The organism is Cupriavidus sp. 01L45, from assembly GCF_056399885.1.
The window spans coordinates 38,325-56,206 of the sequence record NZ_JBFTSG010000027.1 but is presented as its reverse complement, the minus strand read 5'-3'; the positions used below and the strand labels follow the sequence as shown (position 1 = coordinate 56,206).

The window sequence follows — 17,882 nt, the reverse complement described above, 5'->3', positions numbered from 1 at the left end:
GTGCGGCCGAAAAATCCATCGCATCTCTTTCGAAATCTGGTTTGCACTACTGATACGAGAACGTAATCGTGCTGCGCGCGCTGACCGAGCCAGGCTTGATGACCGGAAGGGTCTTCACATACTTGGCAACCATGGGAATGGTGAAGGTGCTGCCCGAAGCCGACGCGTTGCCGATGAACCATTGGTTGGTGTTTCCCTTTTTCGACGAATCCGGGCCGAACAACAGCGGCGTCGTCTTGCCCGACCGAAACATCTGAATGCCCACGCCGGATGCGGTGGAATTGCTGGCTAACGTCAGCGTATTGCTGGTATTGGTAGGATCGGAGGCATCAGTGACCGTCGCGTACAACCCCAGGTTGGCGTCGCATTTCACCGCGATGGAGAAAGAGGCCGATGCATCCGACACGGCGCCGACCGTTTTCAGGCTATGTACCAGCAAGGTGGGCATCGTGACAGCATTGTTCGCGCCGGAGGTCACAGCGCACGCCCGTGCCGTCACATTGATATTCAGCGGCCCCAACTGTGCGTACAACGGAGGGTCGAAGTCGACTGGGACCCCTTGGGTCGTCGCCCGCAATTGCGCTATCCTTTGCGAAGGAACGCTGTAGGTGCCGGTGACAAGCGAACCGGTCGCGACCAGGTACACTCTGTGAGTGGGATCCGTTTCCGTAATGACGTTTGGAAGGAGTACCGTAGGTCCCGGGCCTACGGGCCTTAAATTAGACAGAGGCGCCCAATTGCCTCGGATCGCCTCCATTGCGTAGCCGATGCCGGGAATTCCCGTTTCATAAACGGGATAGGTGAATTCCCCCTTTCGGAACGTAACGCCGGGGACCAAAATTCCCAGGGGCGTCGACGTTAGCGTATCTACGGTACAACCCTTAAACCAGCCAGTTATTTCCGCTCCCATTGCACTTGACGGCAGCAAAATGCCCGGGACGACAGCATCTCGCGAAGTACTGATGGAACTTGGATAGGAGGGACGGATCAGGTAGCCAGAGGGGTTTGTCCTGCAGGAGGCGGCGTGCGCGGAGTTTGGCAGAAGTGTCGCACCTAGCGTCAGGGTGCCAAGGCATGCCATCAAATACCGACGCAAGATCGGTATATTGATATGGCTATTGATATGTTTATTGATATAGCTGGTAAGATTTTTCATCGCTGTTCCAACGTGATATGTTGTTTGTATTTCGCAATTGGTTTTTTAATTGCTAATTTAATTTTTTCGCGCTGCATCAAATGCAGATGCGGCCCAGCGAGGCCAATTCCACCAATTCATCAGGGTCGATATCGTATGTCTTTGAATATTGATGGATCCCTAAGATCTCGCTGCGCGCGTAGCCCCCACATCGCGCAGCGTCCTGCACATCCAAACCTCTTTCTTAGCGATTCGGCCGGTTCACCGCATAGGACGGCTTTTCTGCTCCGTCCGCGCATGCCGCATCGATGCGCTGCAGCGGCTGCAGCCCCTTCTGCTTCTTCCGCTCCGGCAGCTTGTAGGGGACATGGCACACCGCCGATTTGTCCTTGCCCCATTTGACGGTCAGCTCGCCCTGCGACTCCAGGCCGCGCGCGAAGATCTTGCCCATCTGGCCGACCGAGCCGACCTCTTTCCCTTGCTCGTTGAGCACGGTTGCGCCAAAGGGCAGCGGCGAGCCGTCCGGCCGCCGGGACCGGATCAGGGCGGAACGCCCGGACTCCGTGGCAAATTTCAGCAGCGGGACGGATCCCGCCAGCGGCGCTACGCGCTGGCTGGTCTCCTTGAGCTCGACGTCGGTCGACAAGCCCTTCGGATCCAGCTCGATCATGTTCATATTGAACGGCGTGAGGTACGGCACGATCGCGTAGCCCCGGCTGTCCACCCGCACGCCCGATGCATTGGTCACGCGCGCACCGGCCGCTTCCGGCGCTTCGATGATCGCGAACGTCTCCGACAGCGGCTGCGACAGCGTGATCCCGCCGCTATGCGCGACCATGGCGCCGCGCGCCGACACGGAGGCCTGCTGGTAATCCGCGCCGCCGCTGACACTGGCGCTGAGCTCGGCGACCGGCGCGCGATACATCACGTTGGCGCCGCCATTGGTCGTCGAGCTGCCGTCTCCGGACGAGTGATTGGCGTTCAGGCCGTAGGAGAAATTGTTGTCCAGGCCGGCCGAACCGGAGAGCGACGATTGCAGCTGGGTTCTCCCGTTGCTGTCGTGCACCATGTTGCCCGACACCGTCACGGGGGTCTTGCGGCCCAGCGGAATCGTCACGCCGACGTAGTACTGCGTGCTCATGCCGCCGCTCGGGCTGCGCTGGCGCGTTGCCGAAACGCTGTAGGAAATATTCTTGTAGGCATTGCTGTAGCCCACCGAATAATTCACGTCCGAACCGCTGCGGTTCCAGTACGTTGCCGTGGAGGCGGTCGCGCTGAGGTTACCGCCGCGCTCGCCTAGGCGCTGGTTGAGCGTCAGCGATGCGCGATTGCGCTGCCGCCATACCGTGTCGATCGAGTTGCCGCGTTCGGCCTGCTCGCGTGCGAGCATGGCGTCATTGAGGCCGAAATACCCGGCTGTCGAATAGCGGTAAGCCGCAATCGAAACGTTGGTGCCGGTTTGCACCACGTTCTTCGCATAGCTCACCCGCACACTGGAGCCGTCGAACCGCTTCACGCCCGGAATCAAGGTGCGTGCCTGCGTGATGTCGGCCCCCATTGCGCCGAACGAGGTGTTCAGCACGCCGCCGCCCATCACGGACACGTAGCCTTCGGCCACGGTGATACCGCCATAGCCGGTCAGCAGGTTGGTGAAGCCGCGCTGCCAGGTGGCCTGGGTGAAGAGGGGATTCTTCGAGCTCTGCTGATTGCGCACCGTTCCCGCCACCACGCTGTAGCGGTTGGTGCCGGGACGCAGCGAAAGCGGCACCGCCGCGTACGGCACGGAGAACGAATGCACGACGCCGTCCGCTTCCGTGACGGAAACGTTCAGGTCGCCGCCGTACCCGGTCGGGTAAAGATCGTCGATTTCGAACGCGCCCGGTGCGACCGTGGTTTCGTAGAGCTTGACGCCGTTCTGCGAAATCGTGACCCGCGCGTTGCTCTTGGCCACGCCGCGCACGACCGGCGCGTAGCCGCGCAACGAATCCGGCAGCATCCGGTCGTCCGAGTAGACGCGCACCCCGCGGAACTGGGTGGAATCGAACAGCTCGCCCGAGGTATAGGATTCGCCGATGACGAGCTGCGACGACAGCGACGGCAGACTCCGCTGCACATAGGTTGCAACGTTCTGGTACTTCTGGCGTCCTTTGTCATCCCAGTTGTACGACCCGTCGTGACGGAAATGCCAGGGCCCCAGGTTGATGCCTGTGTTCAGGCCGAGATATCCCTGTGTCTGGGTGTTGCTGCCCTGGTTCTTGGTGCTGTAGACGTTGAGGTTGTAGCCGAGCATCCCGACGGGAACGCCCTGATCCCATTGATCCGGGCTCACGTACCCGCGCGGGTTACGCACGAGCGAAACCTGCGGAATGCTGAGCGTGAGCCGTTGTTCGCTGAAATCGAAACTGGTGCTCGCGTCCGGAATGGCTTGCCCGAGACGAATGCATGCATCGGGCTCGGCGAGCGAGACCTTCACATGGTGAGGCAACTTGCCGAGATTGACACCGGCCTGCTTCAGCAGCGCTTCGTTGAAGCAAGGCTGGGCATCCGCCGTACCGGGCACGGCCTTGAACGGAACGCTCGCGCGCCCCACCCAGTTCTGCTCGACATAGAGGTCGACACTGTACGTGCCCGGCTGGACGACATTGGCGCGCTGGAACTTCGACAGGTCAACGGTGCCGGCGCTGTTGTTGAGAAAGCCGCCCTCGAACTCGACTTGCGCGACCTGCAGCGCCTCCGGAGTTCCGCCGTCCGCGTGCGCGTTGCTCTGCCAGCCGGCCAGGCTGGTCAGCAGCAACGCGCATATTGGCCGCAGCTGCGGCATGTGACCAATATCGGAATTCGGACGCTGAATCGGCGGCATACAAAACACTCCGGGAGGAAAACTTCAGGCGATCATGGATCGGACCACGACATCAGAGCTAGGGTCCGATCTTGCCGCCCGACATGCGTACGTGGCACACGGATGCGCAACGGCTACTTGTGAGAGATTTCTGGTGCCCCAGCAGTGGGGCTGGTGATGACGTGCTGACCGGCCAGGCTACTACCGGAGGTCGGTGACGACGGGCATTTGGGCATTCCTGCTGCCGCCCCAATCGTCGATGCTGCTGAACTCGACTGTCGCTTCCGTGGTGGGCATCGATTCCAGCCCCTTGACCGGGAAGGTCTGCGACGCGCCGGGCAGCACATGGCCCATGCCGGCATCGAGTGTCTTCCCACCCATCTTCAACTGGACGCTGCCGAGGCTGACGACATAAGGGGTTGGGTTGACGGTTTTCAAGACATACTGCTGATCGCTTGCGCCCCTGGTGAGCTGCCATTTGAGCTGGGCGGGGGCTTCCTCGGCTTTGCCGGGCAAGCCGGTCGGCCGGTACATCAGTTTGATCCGTGTGCGAAAGGCGACCTGGAGCAGGTTGCGCTCATCTTCGGCGCTCGGTTTCGGGGGAACGTCCAGTACGTTGAGCCAAAACAGCGTTTCCTTGTCAGTCGCCATCGGCTCGTTGGTATGGATCACACGCAGGGTCTGGCCTTTGCCTGGCTCGACCCGGAACATGGTCGGTGTGAGCGTGAACGGCACATCGATCTTGTCCGGCGTTTCATTTTCATTGCCGTTTCCCTTATCGATCCAGGCCTGAACCAGCGAAGGGAGCTTGCCATCGTTCGTGAGCTTGATGGTCATCTCCCGCTCTTCCGCGGGAAAGATCAGGCGGGTTCCAGACACGACGACCGTGGCATTGGCCGATGTCGCAATCGATGCGGAAACAATCGATGCGGACGCAATCGCCATCGCCGTCAGTAACTTCGGAATGCTGTGTCTCATATGACTGTCCTTTGAGTTATACCTCCTGTCGCAAGCCGCCGACCCGTTCGGGTCGGGCGGCTTGCAAAGCTGGTACGATCAATCCCCGGAAATCAGGGATCCGTCTTCGCGCTTAGGGATACATCAGGGTGTATTGCACGAACGAGTTCGCGGTACCCGCCGTCGACACGCCGGTCGCCGTGTATTCGGCGGCGTAGCTCATCTTCGCGCCACCGCTGGTGGAATCGATGTTCACGACCTGCGAGTTCTGGTCGGCGCTGGCTGCACCCACCTTGATCGGCGCGGACTGATCGTTCAGCAGGCCGATTTCCACGTTGGTAGCGGCGTCGGTACCTTGCAGCTTCAGACGGCCCGTGTCGGCGTTGACGGTCGTGCCGGGTTCGAAGGAAACCGAGACCTTGGTGGGTGCATCCTTGGCGACGCTGCAGCCCGTCAGCGTGAGGACGAACGGCGTACGGCCGGCAGTGGCGCCCGCCTTGGACAGGGTGTTGGTACCCACGCGCGGCAGCGCCACGGTCAGGTCGTTGGTGCCGCCATTGATCTTGCAGGTGGAAGCGATCACGCTGCCGGTGAAGTTGATCGTGCCATCGGCAGCTTGCGCCGAACCGGCTGCGGTCATCAGGCCAGCGGTTGCCAGGGTGATTGCCAGGATTTTCGTTTTCATTTAGGTTTCCTTTCGGAGGTTGCAAAAAATGGTTGCAAATAACGCTTGATATGCGGAGCCAGTCAGCGGTGCTGCGAGTGAATGGCTTTGCATTCAGGCATGGTCGAGACTACGCACTCTGTTATGAGACGTGCCTCGGTACAGAGTGGCTCACAGCCGGTACCGTGGGCGACCCCGTATCAGGGAAGTCAGCCAGAAGATGATGATTGGCTTCTGCGACTACGATTCATCAATGCTGCTGGCCGACACTGCTGTCAATGCCATATCTGATGAGATCGACATTGCTCTTTATTCCGAGCTTTCGCATGGCGCTCATCTTCTGGCAGCTTATTGTCTGCTTGCCCTTCTTGAGCAGGGCTGCGATTTCACCGACGGTCATCCCGGAGATATAGAGGCGCATCACCTCCGATTCGCGGGGAGAAAGCGGTTGCGATTGTTCGATATCGGACTCAAAACAAGATAACGCCGCACGGATCTGCGAAGAAACATATTCGCCGCCAGATGAACTGACAAGAATTGCGGTGATTATCTCTGCTGCATCGTCTTGCCACCCTACAATTGCGGAGACGCCAAGGGACAATACAGACTTGATAATGGCGGGCTGCTTGTAGCTCGTCAGGACGACAATTTTCACATTTGGGTGAAGACGCCGAAGACGAGAGAGGTAAGCCAGCCCATCGCCAGATTCGCTTCCGCGAATCGCGTAATTCGTAATAACAACATCACACTGGATGTCGGATAGTGTATTAAATAGTTCTTGCGACGTTTCACACGAAGCCAAGATGGATATCTTCGAAATTGAATTCAGCGCGCATTTCAGGCCACTCAGCATCAATGGAGTGTCGTCAGCCAGAACAACGCTTATATTAAATTTACGCATATTAACCTTGGCGCCTTTCTGCAGATTAAATAGTCATCCCCTGTAACGGTGTAGGTGGGTGGGCTTGCAATATGTATATGATGTCCGATTTTCGATCCCAAAAATATGGGACAAGTACGAAATTCACGCTACTTAATAGGACGAGTCCTAATTTTAAGAATTGTTCACACTTTGGATCTTGCGGCATCCCAGCCTGGGCAGGCCGCGCAGGCATGCCCGGCGATGCCGGCGCGAGCTCGCGGGAAACAGGAGCGGATCAAGGTCGAAGCGGGAGCATTTGGGGGCTTGGGACACGCCACTTGCCATGTCAATGAGGGTGCGCCGAGCTCGCCTGCTGGGGGGGGCGGCGCATGCCGCAGAGCCTCGTGCCCGGGGGCGGGGAAGGGGGGCAGGGGAGCGCGGTTGCCTATGCGAAAGCGAAGGCGCTGAGAGAGGGGCCACACCATGTTTCGTCGCGAATCACGGCGATCCGCTTCAGGTCAAATTGCAAAGTGGCGCAGGACGACAGGACGGCGGGCGGCCATCAGCCTGCGGAGAAGAAGCGGACTATTGCATCCTGCCGGATCGCGGGCGATATCAGAAAGCCCTGGGCTCTGTGACAGCCGGCCTCCTGGACAATGCGCAGTTCGGCTTCGGTTTCCACGCCTTCGGCGACGACGGTCAGGCCCATTTCGCGTCCAAGCCGCACTACGCTCGAAAGGGCGGCACGAAAGGCATCGATCATGATGGCGTCTTTCACCATGGACCGATCCAGCTTCAGTTCCGTGAAGGGCGTCGCCACCAGTCTGTAGAACGAACTGAAACCGCTGCTGAAATCATCCTGCGCCAGGCCAAAGCCGTGCATGCGCAGTCTGCATGCGCCAGCGTAGTAGTTGCTTTCCTGCGCTTCCATGGTGTCTTCGGTCAACTCGAAACCGATAAGACGCGGGTTGCCGTTGCATGCTTTCACCTGCGCGTGCAATCGATCGGGAAGATCCGGGTCGTCGAGCAGCTTTGTCGTGAGGTTCACGGAGACGGCAATATCGTGGCCGGATGCGCTCCACTGCCTTTGTGCGGCGAGTGTCTGTGCCAGCATGGTTTGCAGCAGGTGGGCCTCAAGCCCTTCACGCTCAATGTCGGGCATGAAGGCGCCGGGCAGCAGCAGCCCGAATTCCGGATGCTCCCAACGCACCAACGCCTCCGCGGCGTGGCCCAGGTTTTCGGCCAGCGCGTATTTTGGCTGGAACCAGGCCTGCATTTCGCCGTTTTCCATCGCGGAGATCAGGGTATCGCGCTGAAAATCCGGGATGTTGCCGGAACGGACGGGATGTGCATGCTTGACACTCCCGATATATGTGTCGAGGGCTGCATTCACGGCATCCTGGGCGAGCGGCTTCGGCAACGTAGCCATCACCGCTATGCCCCGCGATTCGGCGACCTTGCGGGCGCCGACCAGTATCGGCTCCGATGCGGCACTGGTGACCACCAGGGCCGGTGCGAACGGCGACGTAGGCAGGCTCTGGATGATCTGGATGCCGTCGACGCCGGCTACATTGAGGCCGGTGACAATCAGGTCGAAGGCGCACTCGCCCAGGCGCTGCAAGGCTTTGGCTCCGTCAATGTAGCCTTCGACATGATGCCGGCCCTGGCAGGCGAACATTTGCATCGTGGCGGAAAGGTGCTGCGGACTCTCTTCCACGACCAGGATGCGATGACGGCTCGCGCCGCCCATACCGCAAGGCCTGGCGTGGGTGCGTGCGCCACAACCGTGCATTGGGTTGCCATGAACCTGGGCTTGATGAAGCGCGAGGGAATTGAGAGATCCTTTCATACCGACAGGATACGAGGATGGCCGGCATTTCAGAATAGGACGAGTCTGAATTGAGGGGGTGACTAGGTACTTACTTACCGAATGAATGAACGAGCGAAGCGCTAACCTTACCCCTCGTCGCGAGGAAGTGGCCATTGACGGGGATCGGATACCATTGGTATGACCCTATTCGCACATCGGCGGACTAATAGTGATCTATAAGTATCATTTTGTGTTGGATTTAAGCGCTGCCGCTGTGCGGCCTGACAACTGTTGTTTGTGGTGAGCTTGCGCTATTTGCCATTCGCACCCCGGGGGTCTTGTGCAACTTTCTACAAGCGTGGGCTCGATGGATGACTTTCATTTGCGTGTCGTGGTCGCGGACGACCACCCTGTCACGTTGCTTGGCATTGCCCATTCGCTGCAGGGGGTCAGCGGAATCCAGGTGGCGGGGACAGCCTCAAGTTCCACGGAGCTGATTGACGCCCTGAGTCAGCAGCAGTGCGACGTCCTGGTTCTCGACTATGTCATGCCGGATGGCAAGTACGGCGACGGACAGGCACTTATCTCGATGATCCTGCGGCGGTATCCCGAGGTCCGCATCGTGACCATCACCATGGTGGATGATCCCGCGGTGCTGCGTGCCATCCAGAAGCTTGGCGTGACTTGCATCCTGAGCAAATCCGATGCAATGGCGCATATCGTCACCGCTGTGCATGCCGCCCATACCGGTGGGCAGTACTTGTCGCCCACCGTTGTGTCCTTGCTCGAAGATCAGGAGTCCCCGGACGGTACTCGCAAGCTGAGTGTCCGCGAGGCGGAAATCGTGAGATTGTTCCGCGCGGGCTACAAAGTGGGCGAGATCGCCGCCCAACTGCATCGCAGCAAGCAGACCATCAGCGCGCAGAAGGTCGCGGCCATGAAAAAGCTTGGGGTCACGCGCGATGCGGACCTGATCCGTTACGCCGGCAACGAAACGCAGCAGGAGCCGGAAGACGGCCCGGAGCAAGCGTGATGCGAGCGCGCCACGTGATGTCAATTTCGCCATGAAACTGAAACGCCTTGTCAGGCACCGCAGCATGCGCAGCCGCCGCGACTTCAATCCCGAGTTGATGAAGCGGCGTCAGCTTGCCCTGCTGTACGGAGGTGGTGCCGCATTATCGGCTTTTATCCTGCTGTGCTCGGTGTTGGCCGTGTGGATGGCGGCCAGTGACTACAATGCGGCCGCACGCGCCAGCTTTCTGACGCAGGAATCCAGGCTCCTTGTCAGCATGACAGGGGCCGGCGCGGTCCTGAAGCGGGGCACGGGCTATGCAGAAGGCGTGTGGGATAGCCAGGGGCAACCGTCGGCAGCCTTGCGCGAACAGTACCTTTCGCATAACGGTCAACTGTGGATCAGCCAGGATTCGGGCCGCCGCATCTATGCCGTGGCCACCGAGGTCACCGACGTCCGGCCAGCATCGAGCTTCCTGCCACTGCTGGCAATGGTGGAGAAACAGCTCAAGTCCAGTATCGTGCTGACGCGGACTCCCGAGCTTTCCGCGAACACCTATTTCTATTCAGTACAGGGGGATTTCCTGGCTACGCTGCTCCGGTCGGGAAGCGGCTACGCTGTACCGTCGTCACGGCTGCCCGATGCGCTCCGGTTGTTCAGGGAGGCCTGGCCGGACGTCGTCAGCCTCACGCAGGCTGCTGTAGCGCATCCCGAAGCCGCGCCGGCGGACGTGGTCTGGATGGCGCCGCAATTTGATCCGCTATCGGGTGAGCTGATGGTCCGCTTCGCACAGTTCCTGTTCGACAGCGATCGCAGGCCGCTCGGCATCGTCGTTGCCAGCAGGCGTCCGGGCCGGTTCCTGAATGGCCTGCAGAATCCGTTCCATGGGGGCGAGTTCGCCATTCTCGACCGGCGCGGCAAGGTACTGTTGACGCCCGACGGCGATCGGAGCGCCTTCATCAACCGTGTGGCAGCCGCGCATGTCGCTGCGGCGCGGCCGGGCGTGCAACAGACCTTCAGGGATGGCATCTTCAAGGTCAGTGAGCGCATTCCGGGGACGGACTGGACCCTCATTTACGCTTATAGCCCTTACGCAATCCTGGCCGGCCTCAAGTATCGCCTGCTGACGATCGGCGCCCTTGCCGTGGTGGGATGGCTGTTGCTGTGGATCCGCATTGCCATCTATCGCCGCAAGATCCTCATGCCGGCCTACGAGCGCGCAGTGCGCCTGAAGGAGAGCCAGAAGCTCAACCGCGCGCTGATCCATACGGCGCCCGTGGGCCTTAGCCTGCTTGCGCATGGCGATGGCCGCGTGATCGTGGACAACAACGTGATGGCCCGATATGCCGAGCAGGTCAGCGCGCCGCCGCTGAACCAGCGGCTGTGGGAACTCTATCGCCGTGCGTCGGAAGAGCGTCCAAACCGGATCCGGCCGTTGATTGGCCAGGAGTTGACCCTTGGGGCGGACACACAGGCCTTGACGCATCTGCTGGTGAATTTCACCCATGTCAAGTATCGAGGGGAAGCGGCAGTGCTTTGCGCGCTGCTTGACATCAGCGCGCAGAAGAAAACGGAGCAGAAGCTCAGGGAGGCGCGCCAGGCGGCCGACCAGGCCAACAAGGCGAAATCCACGTTCCTTGCCACCATGAGCCACGAGATCCGTACGCCGCTGAATGCGATGATCGGCAGCCTGGAACTGATGGGGCGCTCACCGTTGCCTGCCGGCCAGCGGCGTAGGCTGGAGATTGTCGAGTCTTCGTCCGCTTCGCTGCTTCGCATCATCAATGACGTGCTGGACGTTTCCAAGGTCGAAGCGGGGCAGCTGACCTTCGAATCCATTCCTTTCCGTTGCGACCAGTTGCTGCAAGACGTGCGCGACACGTTCGCGCCGCTGGCGGAGGCCAAGGGCCTGGCGCTGACTTGCGAAATCGCGCCGGGCGCCGCCGGCCACTTCCTCGGCGATCCGACCCGGATCCGGCAAGTGATCGCCAACCTGGTCAGCAACGCGATCAAGTTTACGGAATCAGGCCATGTGGCAATTCGCGCCGGCTTCGTGCAAGACAACGAGGTATCCGAAGTGCAATTCGAGATTGCGGATACCGGTATCGGGATGGATCCGGCCGTTGTACCAACGCTGTTTGCGCTCTATACGCAGGCTGACAGCTCTATCCACAGACGTTACGGAGGTACTGGCCTCGGGCTGCCGCTGTGCCGGCGCATCGTGGAGGCAGTGCAAGGCCATATTTCCGTCGACACCACGCCGGGGCGGGGCACCACGTTCACGGTCAGGTGGCCATTGCAACGGACGGAGGCGCCTTCGCACGGGTCACAGGACGGCGGCGCAACGTCGGCCAAGGCATCGGATGCCGCAAGTGCGGTGGAGTCCGATGCCGGCGAGCCGCCCATCCGGGTGCTTGTCGCGGAAGACCACCCGGCAACCCGTGCCATGCTGGCCGACCAGCTCGAACAGCTCGGCTTTGACGCGACGATTGTCGAACATGGCGCGAAGGCACTGGAGACGCTTGCGCACAGTCAATATGACATCGTGCTGACGGACATCGGCATGCCGGTGATGGATGGCTATGCACTGGCATCTGCCATCCGGCAGCAGTACCCAGGCTTGCCGGTTGTAGCGATGAGCGCGCATAGCATGCCGGAAGACGCGGCTCGCCGTCTGGAAGCGTCCATTTCCACCGTGCTGAACAAGCCTTTGCCGCTCGCGGTGCTGGAGCGTGTCCTGCGGGCGCGTGCCGGTAGAAGCCCTAGAAGAGAACCGGATAGCGACAAGACGCCGGCGGAATTGCCGATCACCCCGCAGGTGTGCGAGGCGATGCATTCCGCTACGCGGGAGGCAACGGCGGCGATTGCGGATGCCTTGCATGCGGGCGACGCCGGCGCAGTCCTCAATGCACTGCACTCGCTGAGCGGTGGCTTCGCACTGGTGGGAAATGCGACCCTGGCAGAACTCTGTAACGGCATGCGGCAAGTGGTTCGCAGCGAGGGACTCGATAGCTTCCAGGTGCTATGGCCAGCATTCCAGCAGGAGATAGAAGACGGGCTGGGCGCCTTGAAAGCCGGAAGTCAGGAAACCTGATGCACAACGCACCGAACGAAGCGGCCAGGATGCGCCAAAGCCGCCCGCGATGACGAAGGCCTTCACGCCCTCTCCCCTCATGGGGAGAGGGTTGGAGTGAGGGGCGGTCTGGCCAGGAGCCACGGGAAGCGAAGCCAACGGTTTTGCCCGGCACGACGGAATCCGAAGCTAGCGCTTGTTCCTACGCCCGTGTCTGCCCCGCCGCGGCGGCCTCCGCCGCGCGCCGTACCGCCGCCGGGTAGCGCACGGTAAAGATCACGGCGCCGGCGAAGGCGGCCACGGTGGCCGCGATGTCGATCCACAACGGGATCGCGCTGACATATTCCGCCGACGCGTCGGCGGCCACCATGATCGCCAGCGCGACGGCCCACGCCAGCGTGATGTGGCGGTTCACCGCCAGGAAGCGCGGCGCATTCCAGTATTCCTGTGGCACGCGCTCGCGCGCATATTGCAGCGTGAACGGGCGTCCGATCGCCAGCGAGATCGCCACGATGGCAAACAGGCCGGCATCCACCGCGAGCCGCACCGTGGCCACTGTCCATTGGGGCGACGCCATGAAGGTATAGAGCAGCAGCAGTGCGAACAAGGCAAGGCTCCCTATTTCCAGCACCTTTAGCGATTCGCCGCGCCGCCACATGCGCAGGCACATGAACAGCGAGACCGCGCAGGCCGAGGCCAGGCCAGCCAGCGGGGATGCCAGCCGCATGGCGATGAAGAAGGCGATGAAGGGGGCAAAGCCGGTCAGCATTCCCATGCTGGTCTCCTTGGTGTCGTGATGCGGCACGATGCGTGTCGTGCCGTCTTGCGTGAATGAACAGTGAGGCAAAGAAGCGCCAAGGCGCCGGCTCAGTCCGCGCCGTGCCAGTTGCCGTGGAAGCCGAATGGCACGCGGTGCGAAAGCTGTACCGTGGCGATCGGGCCGTCGGCCACCGCGCCGGCGTCCAGCACCACCAGGTCGCTGCGCGCCTGCGCGCCGCGGTAGACCGTGGCCAGCAGCCAGCCGTCGCCTTCGGCRCTGTCGGCCGCGCGCGGCACGAACACCGGCTCGGAGATGGCGTCGCCTTGCGGCAGCACATGGACCGCGCGCTTGCCGCTGCGCAGGTCGATGTGCGCCAGGCTGTCATAGCTGCCGCGCGCGCTGCTCTCGTGCTGGCGGAACGCGAAGTAGCCGTGACGGTAGGGCAGCGTGGCGAAGCGCTCATCGAAGCGAGGGAATTCCCCCGGCATGTCGTCCAGGTACTCGCGCGTGAAACTGTCGGACTTCCCGGCCATGTCAAAGGTCCAGCGGCACAGGCGCGCACCTTCGCCATTGGCGCCCGGATTGAACAGGGGCGCGCTCTCGTACTGCATCACGTCGGCGATGATCTTGTTGCCGGCTTCCCAGGCGTTCATGACGTGGAACACATAGCAGGCGGCGCCGCGGAACCAGCGCATCTGCGCGGTGCCGCCGTTGCGCGGCATGATGCCGATGTGCGAACCCTTCTCCGGCTCCCACGCATAGGCCGGCTCGCCGCGCATGGCGCGGTCCATGCTGCCGGTGAGCGGCAGGATGGGAAACAGCACATGGTTCTGCGTCACCATGAAATCGTGGACCATGCTGGGGAACGGCGCTTCGAAGCGTTCGAGGCGCTGCAACTGGCCGTTGCGGTCCACCACGCCGTAGCGCATGCCGGGCGTGAAAGGGCCATCGACGGAATAGGCGAAGAACACCATCTCGCCGGTGACCGGGTCCACCTTGGGGTGCGCGGTCATGGCGCCCTTGAGCTTGCCGCCGTAGTCGACGTCGCCGCGCGTGGCCAGGCTCTCGCTGTCCATTTCGACCGGCGGGTCGGCTTCTTCCAGCGCCAGCAGCCGGCCAGCGTGCCAGAGGATATTGGTGTTGGCCACGCCGTCGTTCTGGCCAAGCACCGAAGGGTCGGTGGTGGCGGGGTTGCCCCAGCTGCCGAACAGCGCATGACCGGCAGCCTGCTCGCGCTGGAATTTGTTGGTGCGCACCCAGCGGTTGCGGTAGCGCGCGCGGCCATTCTCGATGTGGAAGGCGTGCACCATGCCATCGCCGATAAACCAGTGGTACTGCGCGTCGCGCGGCGCGTATTGCGGGTTCGGGCCGTTGCGGTAGAGCGTGCCGCGCAGCGCGCGCGGCAGCTCGCCCAGCACCGGCAGATCGGGCGCGTCGCACTCCATCAGGATGGGGGCGAAGTTGCCGCTGAGATAGGGGGATGACGGGAACGGCTGGCTCATCTCGTGCTCCTTGTTGTCTGCTGCGGGGTTGGCTCCAGCGTAGCCGGGGGGCCGGGTTCGTTGCTGGCTTCGTTACTTGTTGCGTTATTCGCTTATTCGTTTTCGACGCCGGTTTCGGGGATGGGCGCGCGCATGCCTTGCGCCAGCAGCCGCATCATCTCGGCATGGATGGCCCGGAAACCGGGCCCGCCGGGCAGCTTGCCGGCCAGGTGCAGCATCACCAGGCCGTGGATCGAGGCCCAGATCACATAGCTCAGCACCTGCGGGTCGCCGTGGATCAGGCCGCGCTCCACCATGGTCTCCAGGTGCGCGCTCATGGTGCGGTGCGCGCGGGAGCCGGCGCGTTCCAGCTCGGGATAGCGGTCGCCGCCCGGCTGCGTCATGTCGAACATGAGCCGGTAGGCGTTGGGCTCGGCAAAGGCAAAGGCGAGGTAGGCCTCGCCCACCGCGCGCGCCCGCTCGCGCGGCTCGCCGACGCTGGCGCCGGCGGCTTCCAGCGCGGCGGCGAAGCGGTCGAACGCCGCCGTGCGCACGGCCGCCAGGATGTCTTCCTTGTCCTTGAAGTAGCGGTAGGGCGTCATCGGGCTGCAGCCCATTTCCTCGGCGAGCTGGCGCATGCTCACGCTGGCTACGCCGCCTTCGGCAAAGCGGCGTTCGGCCACCGCGCACAGGCGCGCCTTGAAGGTTTCGATTTCATCCTGGGTAAGGTTCTTTGCCATTTGTCAGTTGTGCTGCGATGGATGTCGTATGCCTTTTGAGGCATATCGTCAGATGGTCTGGCGATGATGTTTTACAGTGTATATTTACGATGTAAATTGTCAAGGAAAGCTTTTGCAGGAGACATCGGCGCACCATTGTTCGCCATATGGGACAATCGCCCGCATTGACGCGCACGACCGATGGCGCGCGTAAGGCGGCCCAAGGCGGCAAAAGGGATTGGCGCATGAAGACGATCGAATGGAAGGACTGGGAGATTTTTTGCCGGGTGGTGGAAGGCGCGAGCTTTACCAAAGGGGCCGACCTGGCCGATGTGCCGAAGTCGTCGGCCAGCGCGGCGGTGTCCCGGCTTGAGGTGCAACTCGGTGTGCGGCTGTTCGAGCGCACCACGCGCCGCGTGCGGGTGACCGAACGGGGCCAGCAACTCTACGACCGGGTCGCCCCGCTCTTTAACGAACTGCGCGAAATCAGCGCCGAGGCGGTGTCCGTTAGCGAGCAGGTCAGCGGCACCCTGCGCATTTCCACTCCGTACGAGGTTGGCTCGCTGCATCTGTCGCCCAGCCTCACGCGGCTGCTGCGGCTGCATCCCGAGTTGCGCGTCGAGGTGGATGTGAGCTGGGAGCAGCCCGACCTGGTCGAGCGGGGCTACGACCTGGTGTTCGTGATGACCCACACCGGCTTGCTCGACAGCTCCTTCGCCAGCAAACGCGTGGTGCTGATCGATCGCGGATTCTTTGCCTCGCCGGCGCTGATACGCGCGCGCGGATTGCCGCGCACGCCGCAGGATCTGGCGAGCTGGCCGACGCTGGGCAATGCCGACGACCGGCGCTGGGAGTTCCTGCGCGATGGCGTGGAGGTGGCGAGCCTGGCGGTGGAGCCGCGCATGCGCACGCAGAACGCGGAGATCCGGCTCAAGGCCGCCCTGGACGGGCTGGGCGTGGCGCGGCTGTCGCCGCGCTATGTGCAGGACGAACTGGACCAGGGGCGGCTGGTGCGGGTGTTGCCTGCTTATTCGTCTGCGCCGCTCAAGGTCTATGTGCTGATGCCTGCGCGCAAGCTGATGCCGGCCAGCGTGAGGGTGTTTCTCGATGTGCTGGAGGAGACGTTGGGGCCTGGGGGCGCGGAAATTGTCGACACAGAGCCCAACTTCAACTGACTAACAGGGAACGTCCCCGGCCCGGAGGAGGCGGACCCGCATCCGCTCGCTCTCAATACGGCTGGTCGCCGGGCCTGATCTCCAGCCCCAGTGTTTCGCCCAGGCCGATCATCTCCTCATCGTCCTCGCCGCGCGCCAGCCAGCCGGCATAGGCGTCGCTCTCGGTGTCCCAGTTCCATAGCGTGATGCCGGCCACGCGCAATTGCTCGTGCGCCAGTTCCATCAGCTCGGGCACGCTGGTTTTTTCCAGGAACGCCTCGTCTTCGGGATCTTCCACGCCCCAGTCGAGTTCGATGTCGAGGCGGTCGCAAAGCTCGTCCATGCAGCTGATGAAAGACGGCGCGTCTTTCCAGTCCACATAGAAGCCGGACTCCCAGTCGATGACGTCCTTGAGGACCCACAGCAGCTCCTGGCCCTCGACCGCATCCGCGTCGTCCGAGCTGGCCAGTGCCTCGTCGAACAGCGTCTGCTGCTTCTCGATCATGACGGGATCGTCGAAGTTGATCAGCTCGATCAGGCGCCAGAGCGCGCGGTGCGTTTCGTCATCCAGTTCATCGCTCATCGCATCAGCCCTCCATGGGTGCGGCGCCATGACGTTCCGGCGCATTTGAAAACGGGGATTCCAACCGGGCAAGCGCGCCAGCCGCTCAAGTGGCGATGCGCAAGATCTCGCGTTGCCCGCGCGGCGTCACGCGCAGCGCGCGCGAGGTGGACGTGTGCTCTATCCATTTGCGGGCCATCAGGCTTTCGAGCAGCGCCGCGCCGAGCGCGCCGCCCAGGTGCGGCTTGCGTTCGCTCCAGTCGGGACAGGTGCAGGCGAACTGCCGCCGCTTGCGCCGCGCGACGTCGAGATCCACGCCGAGTTGCGCCATGCCTTGCGTGCCGCTCTCGGTCAGGTCGACGGCCGTGCCGGCCACCACGATCCAGTTGGCGTGCGACATGCGCTCGAACAGTGCAACCGCAAGCTCTCCCGCGAGATGGTCATAGCAGGTGCGGGCCTGGCGCAGCGCCGCCGGCGCGGTGCGCGAGGCGGGTACCGCGCGCACGCGCGGCGGCTGGCTCGCCAGCGACGCACTGGCCAGCGCCTCGATGGCAACGCCGATCTCGGGCGTGGCAAGCCGGTAGTAGCGATTGCGCCCGCGCGTCTGCACCGCGAGCAGCCCCCCTTCGCTGAGCCGCGCAAGGTGGCCGCTGGTGGACGATGCCGACAAACCGGCGATGACAGCAAGCTCGCCAGCCGGGCGCGCGCTGCCGTCCATCAGCGCCCACAACATGGCGGCCCGTCCGGGGTCGGCAAGCAGGCCGGCCATCTGGCTGATGCTGGGCGCGTATTCCATAGTTCATCTCGCGGTGAAACAACGATCGCAGTATAGACGCATACTCACCAATATCAAC

The 17,882-nt window shown here is 62.3% G+C and carries 14 protein-coding genes; 3 read left to right on the top strand and 11 right to left on the bottom strand.

All coding sequences use genetic code 11. The annotated features are described in order from the left end of the window. Positions 1–46 precede the first annotated feature (46 nt). The 6 genes from AC1DT6_RS19345 to AC1DT6_RS19320 all read right to left on the bottom strand — a co-directional run bounded on the left by AC1DT6_RS19345 (position 47) and on the right by AC1DT6_RS19320 (position 8,207). The gene (locus tag AC1DT6_RS19345; protein ID WP_441634354.1) at positions 47–646 is read right to left on the bottom strand and encodes a fimbrial protein; all 600 of its coding nucleotides are present in this window, start codon (positions 644–646) and stop codon (positions 47–49) included. A gap of 733 nt (positions 647–1,379) precedes the next feature. Beyond that, positions 1,380–3,995: a fimbria/pilus outer membrane usher protein gene (locus AC1DT6_RS19340; protein ID WP_477111146.1), complete on the bottom strand. Its 2,616-nt coding sequence runs from the start codon at positions 3,993–3,995 to the stop codon at positions 1,380–1,382. Between the two features lie 180 nt (positions 3,996–4,175). Continuing rightward, positions 4,176–4,952, bottom strand: a complete 777-nt coding sequence (locus AC1DT6_RS19335) for a fimbria/pilus periplasmic chaperone (protein WP_441634350.1) — start codon at positions 4,950–4,952, stop codon at positions 4,176–4,178. Between the two features lie 112 nt (positions 4,953–5,064). Next, entirely contained in the window at positions 5,065–5,616 is a 552-nt protein-coding gene (locus AC1DT6_RS19330) for a fimbrial protein (RefSeq protein ID WP_441634348.1), read from the bottom strand. 229 nt (positions 5,617–5,845) lie between these two features. Beyond that, a complete protein-coding gene (locus AC1DT6_RS19325) occupies positions 5,846–6,496 on the bottom strand; it encodes a response regulator (RefSeq protein WP_441634346.1) in 651 nt (216 codons plus the stop codon). A gap of 523 nt (positions 6,497–7,019) precedes the next feature. Next, positions 7,020–8,207: an EAL domain-containing response regulator gene (locus tag AC1DT6_RS19320; RefSeq protein WP_441634344.1), complete on the bottom strand. Its 1,188-nt coding sequence runs from the start codon at positions 8,205–8,207 to the stop codon at positions 7,020–7,022. A gap of 427 nt (positions 8,208–8,634) precedes the next feature. Here AC1DT6_RS19320 and AC1DT6_RS19315 point away from each other — a divergent pair, with 427 nt between their 5' ends. Beyond that, complete coding sequence (locus AC1DT6_RS19315; RefSeq protein ID WP_441634383.1) at positions 8,635–9,300, top strand: response regulator; 666 nt, start codon at positions 8,635–8,637, stop codon at positions 9,298–9,300. Positions 9,301–9,331: 31 nt separating this feature from the next. Beyond that, a complete protein-coding gene (locus AC1DT6_RS19310) occupies positions 9,332–12,373 on the top strand; it encodes an ATP-binding protein (RefSeq protein ID WP_441634342.1) in 3,042 nt (1,013 codons plus the stop codon). Between the two features lie 181 nt (positions 12,374–12,554). Here the strand turns inward: AC1DT6_RS19310 and AC1DT6_RS19305 are convergent, their stop codons facing one another. From AC1DT6_RS19305 to AC1DT6_RS19295, 3 genes are all read right to left on the bottom strand, one after another. Next, on the bottom strand, positions 12,555–13,127 hold the full coding sequence (locus AC1DT6_RS19305) for a hypothetical protein (RefSeq protein WP_441634340.1): 573 nt from the start codon (positions 13,125–13,127) through the stop codon (positions 12,555–12,557). 92 nt (positions 13,128–13,219) lie between these two features. Next, positions 13,220–14,614 carry a carotenoid oxygenase family protein gene (locus tag AC1DT6_RS19300; protein WP_441634338.1) on the bottom strand — a complete coding sequence of 465 codons (1,395 nt, stop codon included), beginning with the start codon at positions 14,612–14,614 and terminating at the stop codon, positions 13,220–13,222. 92 nt (positions 14,615–14,706) lie between these two features. Further along, positions 14,707–15,333: a TetR/AcrR family transcriptional regulator gene (locus AC1DT6_RS19295; RefSeq protein ID WP_477101815.1), complete on the bottom strand. Its 627-nt coding sequence runs from the start codon at positions 15,331–15,333 to the stop codon at positions 14,707–14,709. Positions 15,334–15,557: 224 nt separating this feature from the next. Between AC1DT6_RS19295 and AC1DT6_RS19290 the strand changes: the two genes are divergently transcribed. Then, positions 15,558–16,487, top strand: coding sequence for a LysR family transcriptional regulator (locus AC1DT6_RS19290; protein ID WP_045236505.1), 930 nt, complete (start codon positions 15,558–15,560; stop codon positions 16,485–16,487). Between the two features lie 52 nt (positions 16,488–16,539). Here AC1DT6_RS19290 and AC1DT6_RS19285 read toward each other — a convergent pair whose 3' ends face one another. Then, positions 16,540–17,049, bottom strand: coding sequence for a DUF6630 family protein (locus AC1DT6_RS19285; RefSeq protein ID WP_441637367.1), 510 nt, complete (start codon positions 17,047–17,049; stop codon positions 16,540–16,542). A gap of 85 nt (positions 17,050–17,134) precedes the next feature. Then, the gene (locus tag AC1DT6_RS19280) at positions 17,135–17,824 is read right to left on the bottom strand and encodes an ArsR/SmtB family transcription factor (RefSeq protein ID WP_441637365.1); all 690 of its coding nucleotides are present in this window, start codon (positions 17,822–17,824) and stop codon (positions 17,135–17,137) included. Positions 17,825–17,882: the final 58 nt, after the last annotated feature.